Source organism: Streptomyces sp. SM11 (assembly GCF_002910905.1).
In the GTDB taxonomy this organism is placed as follows: domain Bacteria; phylum Actinomycetota; class Actinomycetes; order Streptomycetales; family Streptomycetaceae; genus Streptomyces.
In genome coordinates, this window is record NZ_NEUE01000078.1 from 21981 (window position 1) to 35974 (window position 13994).

Below are 13994 nucleotides of genomic sequence, written 5' to 3' on the forward strand. Positions count from 1 at the left end.
TCCGGTGAGACCCCCGTCACGGGGGCCGACCCGGTCCCGGAATGGATGCCGCGCCCCCCAGGTTTTAGCCTGTGGGGGCGCGGCTTTTCGGTATGCCTGCGAGGTCCGAGCGCGAACCCGCGCACGGACAGCTCAGAGGAACGAGGCACAGATGACCGACCCGGTGACGCTGGACGGCCAGGGTTCGATCGGCGAATTCGACGAGAAGCGGGCCGAGGCGGCCGTACGCGAACTGCTGATCGCCGTCGGGGAGGACCCGGACCGCGAGGGCCTGCGGGAGACACCGGGGCGGGTGGCACGGGCGTACAAGGAGATTCTGGCCGGCCTGCGCCAGGAGCCCGAGGACGTGCTCACCACGACCTTCGACCTCGGGCACGACGAGATGGTCCTGGTGAAGGACATCGAGATCATGTCGCTCTGCGAACACCACCTCCTGCCCTTCCACGGCGTCGCGCACGTCGGCTACATCCCGGCCGACACGGGGAAGATCACCGGCCTGTCGAAGCTGGCCCGCCTGGTGGACGTCTTCGCCCGCAGGCCTCAGGTGCAGGAACGTCTCACCACGCAGGTGGCGGACTCGCTCATGCGGATCCTGGAAGCGCGCGGCGCGATCGTGGTGATCGAGGCGGAGCACATGTGCATGTCCGTCCGAGGCATCCGCAAGCCCGGGGCGAAGACCACGACATCCGCCGTACGCGGTCAGCTGCGTGACGCCTCGACCCGGGCGGAGGCCATGAGCCTGATACTGGCGCGCTAGCCCGCTTTGTCAGTCCTGCCCGATACGCTCCTCGGCCTGTGATGGTGAGCAGGCCGAGGAGCGTCGCATGGGATACGCGTTACTGAGTAGCAGACCGTGAATGTGGTGGGGGGCGCCTCCGGGCCCGGGATACAACCGTCGGCACCAGGCTGTGGACGCTGGACGGATTCCGTGCGGCGCAGACCACGGTCACGGACGTGACGGCGGTCGAGGTGCGATCGGCCGTAGAGGTCGTCACGAGCCACGCGGCCTTCACGGTGGCCGCGGATCTCCCGCCGGCCACACCGGACGGCTGGACCCGCGCCGAGGAGGCGACGCATCGGGGCGCGGTTCACTCCCGCCAGGAAGGGCCTGGCGTCGCATCTGACCGTGGTGGACCGCTGGGCGGCCCGTGGCACCTTCCGCCCGGAGCATCACGATGCCGATCCGGTGGAATCGGGCTGGGTGACGGTACGGTCCGTGCGCCCCCGCACCGCGCCCGGCAAGCCGTTCACTCTGCACGGATACCGCCCTCAGCCGTATCCCACGTTCCTGGTCAACGGACACCTGGTCCGCGAGGCGGTGTGACACGGGCCGGGCGATCGCCCTACGCGGCCGCCGCCCCCGTGCCGTCGTGGTCGTTGCCGTCCTCCGGGAGGCGGCAGACGCGCTCCAGGAAGAGCGCGGCCGCGATGACCGCGATGCCGGCCACCACCGCCGCGCCCGCGTAGATGGCCTGGTCGCGGCGGGGCGGGATGTCGAGGTAGCTCAGGAGGAAGACGCCGGTTCCGCCGTACACTCCGGCGACCAGCGCGGCGACCAGGGCGCTCGCCTGGCCGAAGACGACCGCGCGGGCCGCGAACAGGGGCTCCACGCCCTTGGCGCCGGGGCGGCGTTCGCGCTGGGCGCGGAGGCGGGCGCGGGTGGAGAGGGCGGTCGCGAGGAGGATCGCCGCGATCGCGGCGAGCACGATCGACGCGGCCAGCGGGACGCTCGGCAGGGTGCCGAGGGAGTCCCAGAGGCGGGCTCCGCCCCAGGAGAGGACACCGGCGGCGGCGAAGAGGCCCGCCAGTACCCCGAGCCGTAGTTGCTTCACCGAGTGAGCCGCCCTTCGCGCCGCCTGTGCCCGGTCCGGCCGTGCGCCGGACCACCGTCCGCCGAGCCTAACGATTACTCCGGCAGGCGCAGTTCCAGATCGGCGCGGGGCAGGACGCTGTCGCGGCCGATCTCGGCGAGCAGCTGGGCCACCGGCCCGGCTCCGGGCAGCTGGGCCTCGGGGTCCACGTCGTGCCAGGGGGCGAGGACGAAGGCCCGCTCGTGGGCGCGCGGGTGCGGGAGTGTGAGCACCGGGTCGTCGGAGAGGACGTCGGCGTACGCCACGATGTCGACGTCGATGGTGCGCGGGCCCCAGCGCTCCTCGCGGACCCGGTCGAAGGCCTCCTCGACGGCCTGGCCGCGCTCCAGCAGGGAGGCGGGGGGCAGCGTCGTCTTCACGAGGATGACCGCGTTGAAGTACGAGGGCTGGGAGTTCGCCTCGACGCCCCAGGGCTCCGTCTCGTACACCGGGGAGACGGCCTTGACCCTCAGGCCCGGGGTGTCCTCCAGGGCGTCGACGGCCCCCTGCAGGGTCTCCAGGCGGTTGCCCAGGTTGGAGCCGAGGGAGATCACGGCCATCTTGGGGTTGGAGAGCGTGACGTCCGCGGCGTCCACCTGCCGGACGACGGCGGTCGGAACCGGCTGTACGGTCGGGTCGCTCTGCCCTTCGGTGGAAAACGCAGTCATGATCGGCTCCGGGTGATGGTGATGGTCACGTCGTCGAAGGGGACGGTGATCGGCGCGTCCGGCTTGTGCACCACCACCTCGACCTCCTCGACGCCTTCGTGCTTCAGGCACTGCTGGGCGATGCGCTCGGCGAGCGTCTCGATCAGATCGACCGGTTCGCCGGTCACCACGTCGACGACCTCCTCGGCCACCACGCCGTAGTGCACGGTGCGGGCCAGGTCGTCGGTGGCTGCCGCGGGGCGGGTGTCGAGGCCGAGCACCAGGTCGACGATGAAGGTCTGGCCCTCTTCCCGCTCCCGGGGGAAGACACCGTGGTGCCCACGGGCCTTGAGGCCGCGCAGCGCGACACGATCCACGCGAATCACTCCTGCTGTCGTTGGTCGAGAGGCACCCGGCCGCGTGCGGGCGGCGAGGTGCCTTCTTTCGAATCTACCTGCGAGCACCGGCCGTGCTCGCCCGTGGGGGCCATGGACAGCGCCTCACCTGGCTGGTAGCCGCCCCTACCCGGTGGGCACCGGTTCCAATCCCTACCGGTCCCGTACCCACTCAGGAGGGTGTTTCCTCGTCGTCGTCCTCATCGGATTCCGTCAGGACGGGTGACCCGTGGTGGGACCAGAGCTTCCAGCCGTCGGCGGTGCGCCGGAACACGTTCGTGGCGACGACCAGCTGGCCCACGAGCGGTCCCAGCGCGTTGCCCTCCTCGGCGGGGCCGCCGCTGAGGATGTTCTCGGTGCAGGTCACCAGAGCGGTGTCGCCGGTCATCGAGACGTTGACGTCGGTCAGGAAGAACTGGATGTACTCGGTGTTCGCCATGATCAGTGCGTAACTGCGCAGCACCTCGCCCCGGCCCGTGAGCACCGGCCAGCCGGGGTGGACGCAGGAGACGGTGAGGTCCTCGCCCGGCAGCCAGCTGCCGGAGAGCGCGTCGTGGTCGCCGCGTTCCAGCGCCTCGTAGAAGGCGGTGTTGGCCGCCTTGACCTCCGCGATGTCGGCGGCGGCCTGTGCGTGTTCCTCGTTCACGCGGCTCCCTCGATCGCGCGGGCGACGCGGACCGCGTCGGCGGTGGCCCGTACCTCGTGGACCCGGACCGCCCAGGCGCCGGCCGCCGAGGACAGCGCGGATACGGCCGCGGTCGCCGCGTCGCGTTCGCGGGCGGGTGGCGGCGGGGCCGAGCCCGGACCGGCCAGGACGTGTCCGAGGAAGCGTTTGCGGGAGGCCGCCACCAGCAGCGGGCGGCCCAGCGCGTGCAGGTCGGCCAGGTGCGCGACGAGCGACAGGTCGTGGGCGGCGTCCTTCGCGAAGCCGAGGCCGGGGTCGAGCACGATGCGCTCCGGTGCGACCCCGCCCGCGATCACCGCGTCCATTCGCCGCCGCAGTTCGTCGAGGACTTCGGCGACCACGTCCTCGTACACCGCGCGGCTGTTCATCGACTCGCTGAAGCCGCGCCAGTGCATCACGACGAACGGGACCCCGGCGGCGGCGACGGCCGGGATCATGCCCGGGTCGGCGAGGCCACCGCTGACGTCGTTGACCAGGGCGGCCCCGGCGGCGACGGCCTGCTCGGCGACGTGGGCCCGCATGGTGTCCACGGAGACGGTGACGCCCTCGGAGGCCAGCCCCCGCACGACCGGGACGACCCGGCGCAGCTCCTCGGCCTCGTCCACCCGGCTGGCGCCCGGGCGGGTCGACTCACCGCCCACGTCCACCAGGTCCGCGCCCTCGGAGACCAGGTGCAGACCGTGCTTGACCGCGGCAGTGGTGTCGAACCAGCGGCCGCCGTCGGAGAAGGAGTCGGGCGTCACGTTGACGACCCCCATGACCGCACAGCGGTCCCACTCCGGCAGTCCTTGGACCGTGCCCCGCGTGCGTGACGTACTCATACGACCAGACTAGGACCTGCTGTGGACCCGGTGCGCCGCGCTCACGCCGCGCTCACCTTGTGCTCCGACGGCGTGCGCGGAGCGTGGCCGCACGGGCGCGGGCCCCGCGAGCGGAACGGGCGGGGCGGCGAGAAGTTCACGAAGCCCTCCGCCCGCATCGCCGCGATCCCGATGCGGGGCAGGTCGCGGCTGGTGCGGAAGACCACGAAGCGGGGCTCCCAGCGGGGCTTGAACTTGGCGTTGAACTTGTACAGCGACTCGATCTGGAACCAGCGCGAGAGGAAGATCAGCAGCCCCCGCCAGCAGCGCAGCACCGGCCCCGCGCCGAGCCGCTCGCCGCGGGCCAGTGCGGAGCGGAACATCGCGAAGTTCAGCGAGACCCGGGCGACGCCGAGCTTCCCGGCGGCCTGGAGGGCGGCGACGATCAGCAGCTCGTTCATGCCGGGGTCGGCCGAGCGGTCGCGGCGCATCAGCTCCAGGGACATCCCGTCGCGCCCCCAGGGAACGAAGTGGAGGACCGCCTTCAGGTCGCCGCCCGGGGAGTCCTCCGTACCGGAGCCGGGCAGGTGGGCGGTGGCGATCACACAGTCGCCGTCGGCCGGGTCGCCGATCCGGCCCAGCGCCATGGAGAAGCCGCGTTCGGTGTCGGTGCCGCGCCAGTCGGCGGCGGCACGGCGGATCCGGTCCAGTTCGGTGTCGCCGATGTCACGTACCCGCCGGACCCGGGTCTCGTAGCCGCCCCGCTCGATGCGCTTGACCATCTGGCGCACGTTCCGCATGGCGCGCCCGGCGAGGGAGAAATCCGCTACGTCCACCACCGCCTCGTCGCCCAGCTCCAGGGCGGTGAGGCCGGTCTCGCGGGTCCAGACCTGGCCGCCGGTCTCGCTGCAGCCCATGACGGCGGGGGTCCAGGAGTGCGCCTGCGCCTCGTCCATGAACCGCTCGATCGCGCCCGGCCAGGCCTCCACGTCCCCGATCGGGTCGCCGCCGGCCAGCATCACCCCGGAGACGACCCGGTAGCAGATGGCCGCCTTGCCGCTGGGGGAGAAGACGACCCCCTTGTCGCGGCGGAGCGCGAAGTGGCCGAGCGAGTCCCGGCCGCCGTGCCGCTCCAGCAGGGCCCGCAGCCGGCTCTCGTCGTCCTCGGTGAGCCGGGCGGCCGGGTGCTCGGGGCGGAAGGCGAGGTAGATGGTGGTGACGGCGGTCAGCAGGCCGAGCGCGCCCAGCGAGTACGAGACCGTCCAGCTGGTCCGCCCGGCGTAGTCGACGGGCCCCTCGACGCCGAACAGGCCGTACAGCACGTGCTGGAGGCGGTCGGCGATGGACGGGGCGCCGACGACCCGGCCGGGGTGGACACTGACGATGATCAGTCCGAGCCCCAGCGAACCGGCCCCCAGCAGCACGAAGTTGGCGAGGGCGCGCCAGCGGCTGCGGGGGTCGGGCAGCGCCCGGAACTGGTCCCGGTGGCGCAGCAGCAGCCAGCAGAGCGTCAGCGAGACGAGCACCCCGACGATCGAGTGGCGGTACGCGAACTGGGCCACGGCCCCCGCGGGCAGCAGGGCCACCGCCGCCCGCCAGGCCCGCCGTTTGCGCCGCTTCAGCCCGTGTGCGAGCAGCAGCAGGAGCATGCCCGCGCTCAGCGAGAGCGCGGCGGCGAACGGGCCGAGCGCGCCGGGGAGCACTTCGGCGACGGTGTGCATCCGGCTGTGCCGGAAGCGGGGGAAGACCCCGGCGGCGATGTCGATCAGCCCGACGGCGGTGCAGGCGGTACCGACCAGCGTCGGTACGGATTCGGGGCGCGGCCCGTGGAACAACCGGCGGACGCGCCGCGGAACCGACACCGAATTATCCCCATCTAGCGTGACAGACATCGTTTCCCGTGGCTTCGCGAGAGATTCGTTGAGTCCGCCGGCCGGGGCCCCACGGACGATGTGCGCCCTCTAGGACGTGGGTTGCGGAGCGAGGGTTCACCCACATTCCGGAAATTTCCCGCTCCCGGCCCTTGTACGGTTTCGCAGAGAAAGCTCACTCATGGGTCTCACCAGCACAGCAGTTCTCGCCGTCGTGGCGGTGCTGGCCGTCGCGCTGTTCGCCGCCACGGTCCGGTTCTGGCCGCGCCTGGCCCGGCCCGGTGCCGCCGCGGTGTCGGGCCGGGTCGGGCTGCTGCTGGCGACCCAGCTGACGCTGTTCGCCGCGGTGGGCCTGGCGGCCAACAACGCCTTCCTCTTCTACGGTTCCTGGGCCGATCTCTTCGGCCGCCGGCAGGAGCTCGGTGTGGTCACCGACCATGCGGGGAACGGGTCCGGCTCGCGGCACATGGCGCGGGTCGGCACCCAGCACCCGGACGTGCCGGGAGGCCGGGTCCCGGCGGTCGGCGGGCGGATCGACAAGGTGGTCGTCGCGGGGCGGACCTCGGGCATCGAGGCACCGGCGTACGTCTATCTGCCGCCGGAGTACTTCCGGGCGGCGTACGCCGGGCGGAAGTTTCCGGCGGCCGTGGTGCTCACCGGCTACCCGGGCACGGCGGAGAACCTGCTGAAGGGGCTGCGCTACCCGCAGACCGCGCACGAGCGGGTGAAGGCGGGCAGGGCCCGGCCGATGATCCTGGTGATGCTGCGGCCGACGGTCGCGCCGCCCCGGGACACCGAGTGCGTGGACGTCCCGAAGGGCCCGCGGACCGAGACGTTCTTCGCTAAGGACCTCCCGGAGGCGATCGCGGAGTCCTACCGGGTCGGGAAGAAGGCCCGCAACTGGGGCATCATCGGCAATTCGACCGGCGGCTACTGCGCGCTGAAGATCGGGATGCACCACCCGGACCGGTACGCGGCGAGCGCCGGGCTCTCCGCGTACTACAAGGCCGCCGAGGACCCCACGACGGGCGACCTCTTCCACGGGGACCAGGAGCTGCGCAACCGCGCCGACCTGATGTGGACCCTGGAGAACCGGCCGCCGTCCGGCGGTTCGTTCCTGGTGACGACGTCCCGGCAGGGCGAGGGAAACCTCCGGAGCACGATGAGGTTCATCGAGAAGGTGAAGGCGCCCGCGAAGGTGTCGTCCATCGTGCTCGACAGCGGCGGGCACAACTTCACGACCTGGCGGCGGGAGATCCCGCCGGCCCTGGAGTGGCTGAGCGCCCGGCTCAGCGAGGACTGAGCCCCGGTCGCCTAGGCGGTGGTGGCGATCGTCGCCACCGTCTCCACGGCGACCTCCGCGCGCGGTACGTCCTGGGCGTCCGCGTCGATCGAACGGCGCAGGGCCTCGTGCAGCCGGGCAGGGGTCAGCACGCCGAGGAACCGGCCCTCGCTCTCCTTGTCGATGACCGCGATCCAGCCCGCGTCGTGCTGGAGCATGGTGGCGAAGGCCTGCTTGAGGGGTGCGCCGAGCGGGAGCCAGGCCTCCATCCGGCGGGCGTGTTCGCGGACGGTGCCCCTGGTGGCGCCTCGGGCGGCGGCGGTTCTCCCGTTGGCGGTGTCCTTGGCATCGGCTGTCGCGTCGGCGGGGATCCAGCCGTGGAGGTTGTCCCGCCCGTCCAGGACGACCGCCCAGCGCGCGCCCTCGGACCTGAGCCGTTCGGTGGCCGTGGCCAGCGGGTCGTCGAGGTGGACGACCGGCGGCTGGTCGAGGTCGCTCTCCTCGATGGGCGTCACCGAGAGCCGCTTGAGCCCGCGGTCCGCGCCGACGAAGTCGGCCACGTACGGGGTCGCGGGGGCTCCGAGCACGGTGGCGGGGGAGTCGAACTGCTCGATGCGGCCCTGCCCGTAGACGGCGATCCGGTCGCCGAGGCGGACGGCCTCCTCGATGTCGTGCGTGACGAACAGCACGGTCTTACGGACCTGGGCCTGGAGTTTCAGGAATTCGTTCTGAAGGTGTTCACGGACGACCGGATCGACCGCCCCGAAAGGCTCGTCCATCAGGAGAACGGGCGGATCGGCGGCCAACGCGCGTGCCACGCCCACGCGTTGGCGCTGGCCGCCGGAAAGCTGCTCCGGATAGCGGTCACCATGAACGGAGGGGTCGAGTCCGACGAGGTCGAGGAGTTCGGCGGCGCGTTCGCGTCCCTTTCCGCGCTTCCAGCCCAGCAGATGGGGAACGGTCGCGGTGTTCTCCAGCACGGTCCTGTGCGGGAAGAGGCCCACCTGCTGGATCACATAGCCGATTCGGCGGCGGAGCTGGACGGGATCGATGGTGGATATGTCGTCCCCGTCGAGGAATATCCCGCCCTCGGTCGGTTCGATCAGCCGGTTCACCATCTTCATGGTGGTCGTCTTGCCGCAACCGGAAGGTCCGACGAGCGTGACCAGTTCACCCTCGGCGACCTCGAAGGAAAGGTCGTCGACGGCGGTGGTGCCGTCGGCGTACCGCTTGGTGACGTGCTCGAAACGGATCATGAGTTCCCCATGGTGGTGGGCGTTCCGTGAAGGGCATGTTGCCGGAATGCGACAGCCTCCGCGATTGTCAGTGGTCGAGGATAGGCTCGTCAGTCATCAGTTCGATCCGGGGGTGATCCGGGGCGACGAGGGAAAGCAGGAGGTGGGGGCGGATGGCCGAGCAGAGCTGCCTGGTGACGAACGACTGGATCTGCGGGGAGTATCTCCGCTCCCGCAGCCAGGAGTTGACCGACGCGACCGTCCAGCACATCGGGATCACCGTGGTCTCGGTGCTGATCGGGCTCGCGGTCGCCCTTCCGCTGGCGTTGCTCGCCCGCCGGGGCAGGCGGTTCGCCGGGCCGGTGCTCGGGCTGACGACCGTGCTCTACACCGTGCCCTCACTGGCGATGTTCTCACTGCTGCTGCCCCTGTTCGGGCTGTCGGCCGCGCTCGTCGTCACGGGCCTGGTGCTCTATTCGCTGACCATCCTCGTACGCAACATCCTGGCGGGGCTCGAAGCGGTGCCGCAGGAGGCCAGGGAAGCCGCCCGCGGCATGGGGTACGGACCGGCGCGGCTGCTGTGGGAGGTGGAGCTCCCGCTGGCGCTGCCCGCGGTGATGGCGGGGCTGCGGATAGCCACCGTGTCGACGGTCGCGCTGACCACGGTCGGCTCGCTCGTCGGCAAGGGCGGCCTCGGCAATCTCATCGAGGACGCGCTGCCCAGTTTCTTCAAGGCCCAGGTGCTCACCGCCTCGGTGCTGTGCGTGCTGCTCGCGGTGGCGGCGGACCTGCTGTTGCTCGGCCTCCAGCGGCTGCTGACGCCCTGGACCCGGATATCCGCGGCGGGGCGGCCCGCCGCGGCGAAGACGGACGCGGGACCGCCCGCTGTGGCGAAGGTGGAGGCGGGCTGACCCGTGGGAGTCATCGGCGATGCCTGGACCTGGCTGACCACCGGGGCCAACTGGTCGGGGGACGGCGGGGCCGCGCAGCGGCTCGGCGAGCATCTGTACGTGAGCGGGGTCGCCCTCGCGGTGGCCTGTGCGATAGCCCTGCCGCTCGCTCTGTATCTGGGGCACATCGGCAAGGGGGGCACGCTCGCGGTCAACATCTCCAACGTGGGGCGGGCCGTCCCGGTCTTCGCGGTGCTGGCCCTGTTCATGGTCACGCCCCTGCGCAATTCGGGGTACTGGCCCACGATCATCGCGCTGGTGCTGTTCGCGGTGCCGCCGCTGCTGACCAACGCCTACGTCGGGATGCGGGAGGTGGACCGGGCCGTGGTGGAGGCCGCGCGCGGCATGGGGATGTCGGGCGGTCAGCTCTTCGTCCGGGTCGAGCTGCCGCTCGCCCACCCGATGATCATGACCGGGCTGCGGTCCGCCGCCGTCCAGGTCGTGGCCACCGCGTCGATCGCCGCGATGGTCGGCCTCGGCGGTCTCGGCCGGATCATCACCGCCGGGTTCAACACCTACGACACCGCCCAGGTCTTCGCGGGCGCCGTCCTGGTCGCCGGTCTCGCCCTGCTGGTGGAAGGGGTGCTGGTGGGCCTGGACCGGCTGCTGTCCCCGCTGCGCCGCCGGCGGACCGCGTGAGCGCACATCGTGGTGCCGGTCACTTTTCCTCTGGTTACTTTTCTTCTGTTCGGACGGAGAACAACACATGAGCAGGACCTCGCGGATGGCCGGAGCGGTCATCGGCATGCTGGCGCTGGCCGGGTCGCTCGCGGCCTGCGGCGGCGACAGCCTGGAGAAGGAGAAGAGCGGCTCCGGCTCCTCGGCGGGCGACGGCAAGAAGGGCTCCCTGGTCGTCGGCTCGGCCTCGTTCACCGAGTCCAAGGTGCTCGCCCAGCTGTACGCGCAGGTCCTGGGCGACGCCGGATACCGCACCTCGATCACCACGGTGAAGAACCGTGAGCTGTACGAGCCGTCGCTGGAGAAGGGCGAGATCGACGTCGTACCGGAGTACGCGGCCACGATCGCCGAATTCCTCAACGCCAAGGTCAACGGGGCCGCCAGTGTCCGGACCGATCCGGTGGCCTCCGCGGACATCGAAGCCACGGTCACCGCCCTGAGGCGGCTCGCCGAACCGCTGGGCCTCACGGTCCTCCCGGCGGGGAAGGCCGTCGACCAGAACGCCTTCGCGGTCTCGAAGGAATTCGCCGAGAAGAACAGCCTCACGACCCTTACCGATCTCGGGAAGTCGAAGCTCAAGGTCAGGATCGCGGCGGGCGACGAGTGCGAGGTGCGGCCGTTCTGCGCACCCGGTCTGAAGGACACGTACGGCATCGACGTCACGGGTGTCGAACCCAAGGGCGTCGGCACCCCGCAGTCCAAGCAGGCGGTCCGTGACGGCAAGGTCCAGCTGGTCCTGACGACCACCACGGACGCGGTGCTGGACGGGCTGGTGTTCCTGGAGGACGACAAGAAGCTCCAGAACGCGGACAACGTTCTTCCCGTTCTGAATACCAAGGACGCGGGCACGCCGGAGGTCGCCGACGCCCTCGGCAAGATCACGGCCGCGCTCACCACGGAAGATCTCGCCGAGCTGAACCGGAAGGTCGACGCCGAGCGCGCCAAGCCGGCCGACGTGGCCAAGGAGTATCTGGAGTTGAAGGGCCTGATCAAGAAGTAGATCCTGATCAAGGGGTAAAGGGGCGGATGGCGGGCCCATGAAGGACTTTTGGGGGCCGCGAGGTAACCGGCGGGGAACAGATTGCCGGGCGGCCCCCCAAGAGGCGCGCACACACGGTAAATTTCAGGCCATGCCACGTGGACGCCACCGCCATTCGCCGCCCCTCCACAAAATCCTGCCGCCTTCCGCGGTGGCGGGAGTGTCGGTCGTCGGTGCCGCCGGCGCCTGGCTGCTGGCCGAACCCCTGGTCCTGCGCGGCCTGGTGGCCGCCGTCGCGGCCGCCGCCGTCACCGGCGCGTATCTGATGCGCAGCTGGGACCGGGCGGCGGGGCTGCGGGTCGCCGAGCTGACGCGGGCCCGCGCCGGTGACGCGTGGCGGGCCGAGGAGCGGATAGCCGAGCTGGAGCAGGATCTGGAGGAGTCGCGCGAGCTGCGCACCCGCCTGGAGACCAAGCTCCGCCGCAAGCGGGTGGAGCTCGCGGGGCTGCGCGGGGAGCACGCCGGACTGCTGCGCCGCTACGCCAACGCCGAGACCGAGCGGGCCAGTGCGCTGGAGGGCCGCAGACAGCTCGCCATCGAGGCCGCGGCTCCGAAGGAGCTGCTGCCCGCGAGGTCCACACCGACGCCGGAGTCGTACCGCCGCGCGGACGAGGCCCTGGTGAACCTCACGCGCAACGCGGCGCTCCAGGAGACCCGCCGGACGGTGGAGACGGTCCGGCGGCGCCAGTCGGCCGTCGACGACCGGCACCGGGACGCGGAGGCGGAGGACCCGAAGGGGAAGCACGCGGCGGCCACCGGGGCGGGCGAGCACCTGGACCACCAGCACCGCCGCCCCACGACCAACCCGCCCGCCCCGGCCCCGGACACTCGGAACGCGAACACCCCGGCCCCGGAGACCCCGGCCCTCCCGGGTGCGAAGGCCCCGGCCCCCATCGCGCCGGTGCGCGTGCCGCGCGCGATCCCGGCCGCCTCGGCCGTCGTCCCGTACGCCGCGCGCCGCCCCCTGGCCTCCCAGGGCAACTTCGACTACTTCGGCACCCAGAACGCCCAGAAGGCGGAAGCCGCGATCGAGTCCGTGCAGAACGAGGACCTCGCGGACGTCGTCGGCGAGGAGGCGCTCGCCGCCCACCGCACGGGAGCCCTGCAGAACCAGGCCGTCGGCAAGGTCATCGACCTCACCGCGCACGACGAGACCGAGCAGATCGACGTGGCCCGACTGCGCGGCGCGGTCTCCTGAGAGACGGCCCCCGCCCGCTGCGTGGCGCTGCCCGCTACTTGTCGATGTCGCCGACGACGAAGAACAGTGAGCCCAGGATCGCCACCATGTCGGCGACCAGGGTGCCCGGCAGCAGCTCGGTCAGTGCCTGGATGTTGTTGAACGAGGCGGAGCGCAGCTTCAGCCGGTAGGGCGTCTTCTCGCCCTTGGACACCAGGTAGTAGCCGTTGACGCCGAGCGGGTTCTCCGTCCACGCGTAGGTGTGGCCCTCCGGCGCCTTGAGCACCTTGGGCAGCCGCTGGTTGATCGGCCCCGGCGCCAGGTGCGCCATCCGGTCCAGGCAGGCGTCGGCCAGGTCCAGGGCGCCCAGGGTCTGCTCCAGCAGGCACTCGAAGCGGGCCAGGCAGTCGCCCTCGGTCCGGGTGACGACCTTCAGGGTGTCCTGGAGCTCCCCGTACGCGAGATACGGCTCGTCGCGCCGCAGGTCGAAGTCGACGCCCGAGGCGCGGGCGATCGGCCCCGACACCCCGTACGCGTGCACGGCCTCCGCGGACAGCACGCCCACGTCGCGCGTACGGCCCCGGAAGATCTCGTTGCCGAGGACGAGGTTCTCGTACACGTCCATCCGGGAGCGGACGGAGGCGACGGCGTCGCGGACCCGGCCGGCCCAGCCCGCCGGGACGTCCTCCTTGAGTCCGCCGACCCGGTTGAACATGTAGTGCATCCGCCCGCCGGAGACCTCCTCCATCACCGCCTGGAGCTCCTCGCGTTCCCGGAAGGCGTGGAACACCGGAGTGATGCCGCCGAGTTCGAGGGGGTAGGAGCCGAGAAACATCAGGTGGTTGAGGACCCGGTTCAGCTCGGCGAGCAGCGTCCGCGTCCACACGGCGCGCTCGGGGACCTCCATGCCGAGCATCCGCTCGACGGCCATCACGACGCCCAGCTCGTTCGAGAAGGCGGAGAGCCAGTCGTGGCGGTTGGCGAGCATGACGATCTGCCGGTAGTCGCGCGCCTCGAAGAGCTTCTCCGCGCCCCGGTGCATATAGCCGATGACCGGCTCCGCGTGCTGGACGCGCTCGCCGTCCAGCACGATCCGCAGCCGGAGGACACCGTGCGTCGAGGGGTGCTGGGGACCGATGTTCAGCACCATGTCGGTGCTCTCCGCCGCTCCGCCGATGCCGATCGTCGTCTCCGTCATGCGGGACAGTATTCCCTGCGCCGTTCACCGGGCGGCACCTCGTCACCGACCGCGTTCCGGGCCCACCCGGTGCAGCAGCCAGCCGAAGTCGCCGAGGCCGCCGCGGGCGGTCAGCTCCGCCGCCTCGCCCGCGGCCGCCAGCGCCCGCACGTAGCCCGCCGGATCGGTGGCTGCCAGGCTCAGCGGC

The 13994-nt window shown here is 71.5% G+C and carries 14 protein-coding genes; 6 read left to right on the top strand and 8 right to left on the bottom strand.

Annotated elements, in window-relative coordinates; genetic code table 11:
• The first annotated feature begins 151 nt into the window (after nucleotides 1–151).
• Entirely contained in the window at nucleotides 152–757 is a 606-nt protein-coding gene (folE, locus tag B9S58_RS04815; protein WP_018514307.1) for a GTP cyclohydrolase I FolE, read from the top strand.
• A 586-nt stretch (nucleotides 758–1343) separates the two neighbouring features.
• Here folE and B9S58_RS04825 read toward each other — a convergent pair.
• The 6 genes from B9S58_RS04825 to B9S58_RS04850 form a co-directional block, all read right to left on the bottom strand.
• Nucleotides 1344–1832, bottom strand: a complete 489-nt coding sequence (locus B9S58_RS04825; RefSeq protein ID WP_103530883.1) for a DUF3180 domain-containing protein — start codon at nucleotides 1830–1832, stop codon at nucleotides 1344–1346.
• A 74-nt stretch (nucleotides 1833–1906) separates the two neighbouring features.
• Nucleotides 1907–2518 carry a 2-amino-4-hydroxy-6-hydroxymethyldihydropteridine diphosphokinase gene (gene folK / locus B9S58_RS04830; RefSeq protein ID WP_103530884.1) on the bottom strand — a complete coding sequence of 204 codons (612 nt, stop codon included), beginning with the start codon at nucleotides 2516–2518 and terminating at the stop codon, nucleotides 1907–1909.
• On the bottom strand, nucleotides 2515–2874 hold the full coding sequence (gene folB / locus B9S58_RS04835) for a dihydroneopterin aldolase (protein WP_103530885.1): 360 nt from the start codon (nucleotides 2872–2874) through the stop codon (nucleotides 2515–2517). The genes folK and folB overlap by 4 nt, the downstream gene beginning before the upstream one ends.
• Nucleotides 2875–3064: 190 nt before the next feature.
• On the bottom strand, nucleotides 3065–3538 hold the full coding sequence (locus B9S58_RS04840; RefSeq protein WP_103530886.1) for a nuclear transport factor 2 family protein: 474 nt from the start codon (nucleotides 3536–3538) through the stop codon (nucleotides 3065–3067).
• Entirely contained in the window at nucleotides 3535–4335 is an 801-nt protein-coding gene (folP, locus tag B9S58_RS04845; RefSeq protein WP_103530887.1) for a dihydropteroate synthase, read from the bottom strand. The genes B9S58_RS04840 and folP overlap by 4 nt, the downstream gene beginning before the upstream one ends.
• A gap of 104 nt (nucleotides 4336–4439) precedes the next feature.
• Nucleotides 4440–6269 (bottom strand): phosphatidylglycerol lysyltransferase domain-containing protein, encoded by a 1830-nt coding sequence (locus B9S58_RS04850; RefSeq protein WP_103530888.1) that lies wholly within the window; start codon nucleotides 6267–6269, stop codon nucleotides 4440–4442.
• A gap of 160 nt (nucleotides 6270–6429) precedes the next feature.
• On the opposite strand from B9S58_RS04850, the gene B9S58_RS04855 reads away from it, so the two are divergent.
• The gene (locus B9S58_RS04855; RefSeq protein ID WP_103530889.1) at nucleotides 6430–7551 is read left to right on the top strand and encodes an esterase family protein; all 1122 of its coding nucleotides are present in this window, start codon (nucleotides 6430–6432) and stop codon (nucleotides 7549–7551) included.
• Nucleotides 7552–7562: 11 nt separating this feature from the next.
• On the opposite strand, the gene B9S58_RS04860 is transcribed toward B9S58_RS04855, so the two are convergent.
• Entirely contained in the window at nucleotides 7563–8786 is a 1224-nt protein-coding gene (locus B9S58_RS04860) for an ABC transporter ATP-binding protein (protein WP_103530890.1), read from the bottom strand.
• A 152-nt stretch (nucleotides 8787–8938) separates the two neighbouring features.
• Here B9S58_RS04860 and B9S58_RS04865 point away from each other — a divergent pair, with 152 nt between their 5' ends.
• The 4 genes from B9S58_RS04865 to B9S58_RS04880 all read left to right on the top strand — a co-directional run bounded on the left by B9S58_RS04865 (nucleotide 8939) and on the right by B9S58_RS04880 (nucleotide 12630).
• Nucleotides 8939–9676, top strand: coding sequence for an ABC transporter permease (locus B9S58_RS04865; protein ID WP_103530891.1), 738 nt, complete (start codon nucleotides 8939–8941; stop codon nucleotides 9674–9676).
• A gap of 3 nt (nucleotides 9677–9679) precedes the next feature.
• Complete coding sequence (locus B9S58_RS04870) at nucleotides 9680–10354, top strand: ABC transporter permease (protein ID WP_103530892.1); 675 nt, start codon at nucleotides 9680–9682, stop codon at nucleotides 10352–10354.
• 67 nt (nucleotides 10355–10421) lie between these two features.
• Entirely contained in the window at nucleotides 10422–11393 is a 972-nt protein-coding gene (locus tag B9S58_RS04875; protein WP_103530893.1) for an ABC transporter substrate-binding protein, read from the top strand.
• Between the two features lie 130 nt (nucleotides 11394–11523).
• A complete protein-coding gene (locus tag B9S58_RS04880) occupies nucleotides 11524–12630 on the top strand; it encodes a hypothetical protein (protein ID WP_103530894.1) in 1107 nt (368 codons plus the stop codon).
• Nucleotides 12631–12664: 34 nt separating this feature from the next.
• Here the strand turns inward: B9S58_RS04880 and B9S58_RS04885 are convergent, their stop codons facing one another.
• Nucleotides 12665–13807 carry an NADH-quinone oxidoreductase subunit D gene (locus B9S58_RS04885; protein ID WP_103530895.1) on the bottom strand — a complete coding sequence of 381 codons (1143 nt, stop codon included), beginning with the start codon at nucleotides 13805–13807 and terminating at the stop codon, nucleotides 12665–12667.
• Between the last annotated feature and the right edge of the window lie 187 nt (nucleotides 13808–13994).

Bases quoted from the DNA above. Each gene is read 5' to 3' on its own strand.
- B9S58_RS04885 (WP_103530895.1), bottom strand. From the start codon at position 13,807: ATGACGGAGACGACGATCGGCATCGGCGGAGCGGCGGAGAGCACCGAC.
- folE (WP_018514307.1), top strand. From the start codon at position 152: ATGACCGACCCGGTGACGCTGGACGGCCAGGGTTCGATCGGCGAATTC.
- folK (WP_103530884.1), bottom strand. From the start codon at position 2,518: ATGACTGCGTTTTCCACCGAAGGGCAGAGCGACCCGACCGTACAGCCG.
- B9S58_RS04865 (WP_103530891.1), top strand. From the start codon at position 8,939: ATGGCCGAGCAGAGCTGCCTGGTGACGAACGACTGGATCTGCGGGGAG.
- B9S58_RS04860 (WP_103530890.1), bottom strand. From the start codon at position 8,786: ATGATCCGTTTCGAGCACGTCACCAAGCGGTACGCCGACGGCACCACC.
- B9S58_RS04875 (WP_103530893.1), top strand. From the start codon at position 10,422: ATGAGCAGGACCTCGCGGATGGCCGGAGCGGTCATCGGCATGCTGGCG.
- folP (WP_103530887.1), bottom strand. From the start codon at position 4,335: ATGGGGGTCGTCAACGTGACGCCCGACTCCTTCTCCGACGGCGGCCGC.
- B9S58_RS04850 (WP_103530888.1), bottom strand. From the start codon at position 6,269: ATGTCTGTCACGCTAGATGGGGATAATTCGGTGTCGGTTCCGCGGCGC.
- B9S58_RS04880 (WP_103530894.1), top strand. From the start codon at position 11,524: ATGCCACGTGGACGCCACCGCCATTCGCCGCCCCTCCACAAAATCCTG.
- B9S58_RS04855 (WP_103530889.1), top strand. From the start codon at position 6,430: ATGGGTCTCACCAGCACAGCAGTTCTCGCCGTCGTGGCGGTGCTGGCC.